We start from the raw sequence: 1553 nt of genomic DNA, 5'->3' as shown, positions 1-1553 counted from the left end.
CCCTGGGTGCCGCCTGCCGCCGAACTGATGGGCGCGCTGTCGGCCATTTTTGACTGCGAGATCCGCCACTGGTACAGCGAGCCGGTCAGCGGTCTTAAAGGCTATGACTGCTATGACCAGGGGGAGCATGTGGACAGCGGCAGCGGGCTGTCAGGACGGGAAAACCGCCCGGCGCTCTATCTGGTCAACAGTGAAAAAGCGAATGCTCACCTGCCGGTGCCGGCTATTGCGGCCGGGCAATAGTATTCATTTAACTCACCCTAAACGCATTTTTATTCCAACCGAAAGGGGAAGACACCTTCCCCTTTCGGGACGTGTTTTCCCCTTATTTTCAGGCAAGGAAAACACATCATGTCTTCTCGGACTGATTATCAAAACACCTTTATTACCCTGTTTAACCAGACAGCCCGCGGTCATTCCCGCTATCAGGTCTTTCGGGACTTTTGTTATTGTGCGATGGCGGCCATCCACAACAGGTATTGTTACAGTGACGAGCTTGAACAGTTCTACCTGAAAACCATTAAAAGGTACGACCGGGACGATGTTGACCGGATTGTGCAGCTGTTTTCCCAGGTAGTGCTGGGGTTAGCCCAGGAACCGTGTGATTTTCTGGGCAGGGTATTTATGTTACTGGAACTCGGGGATACGCACCTTCAGCAGTTTTTTACCCCCTGGGGGGTCGCCAGAATGATGGCGAAAATTCAGTTTCAGGATATCTCAGCGTTGTTACAGGAAAAACCCTTTGTGACGTTACACGAGCCCGCCTGCGGTTCGGGTTGTATGACACTGGCTGCGGCCGAAGAGCTGCGGGAGCAGGGGCATGACCCGTTATGCTGCCTGTGGGTATCGGTCATCGATATTGACCCGCTGGCCGCAGTGATGGCCTATATCCAGCTGTCCCTGACGGGGATACCGGCACAGGTGACCATCGGGGATGCCCTGTGTGATGATGACCGCAAGCGGACACGTTACACGCCGGCTCATTATCTGGGTAACTGGTCGCAGCGTTTGCAGGCCTGCCAACCGCAACCGCAAACCGCGGCCTGAATTCTTTTTCACTTTTGCGCCTTTCGGGGCGCTTTTTTGTATTTAAATGGGGTTAATTGATTGATGTTATGAAGAAAATTAAGGTGATTCGGTAAGTCAAACACGGGGTGAATCGAGTCAGATTAATTTTCATTATCGCAGAAAGAGTTTTTCCTTGTTTCAGGCTGGGATTCACCGACACTGGGCCAAATTTGAACCAGAGAGGAACCGCGATGTTTAACCGTTTTAAATCCCATTTTACCCGTCAGACAGCGCCACAAGCCAAATCGCCTCCCCCGCCGAAAGACAGCCTGGGCTATTTCCGGCCGCAGTCGGCCGATGAGTTACTGGCCACGTCCCTGCGCCGGCAGTGTCTCCGGCAGCTGTGGGAAAACAGTGCCTTGCCCGACGGGCTGTATCAGCGTTTTTACCTGACACCGGTCAGGCAGTTGCTCAGCCGTGTCCAGCAGGTGCCCGCAACACGGGAAGGCGACTGGTCGGGCAGCGGGGGATTTATCGACCTCACA

General features: G+C 54.0%; 2 protein-coding genes and 1 pseudogene. All 3 read left to right on the top strand.

Annotated features, from left to right (window positions below):
• A pseudogene (locus tag PSI15_RS17950) lies at positions 1–243 on the top strand (DUF1281 domain-containing protein); the annotation flags it as partial.
• A gap of 108 nt (positions 244–351) precedes the next feature.
• On the top strand, positions 352–1047 hold the full coding sequence (locus tag PSI15_RS17945; protein ID WP_273584698.1) for an N-6 DNA methylase: 696 nt from the start codon (positions 352–354) through the stop codon (positions 1045–1047).
• Between the two features lie 191 nt (positions 1048–1238).
• Positions 1239–1553, top strand: a 315-nt coding sequence (locus PSI15_RS17940; protein WP_273584697.1) for a TraI domain-containing protein, incomplete at its 3' end; no start/stop codon positions are given.

The sequence above is a fragment of the Xenorhabdus sp. PR6a genome (assembly GCF_028599065.1).
In the GTDB taxonomy this organism is placed as follows: Bacteria; Pseudomonadota; Gammaproteobacteria; order Enterobacterales; family Enterobacteriaceae; genus Xenorhabdus; species Xenorhabdus doucetiae.
Note: the sequence above shows the minus strand (reverse complement) of the source record. Positions and strands in the feature narration are given on the sequence as shown.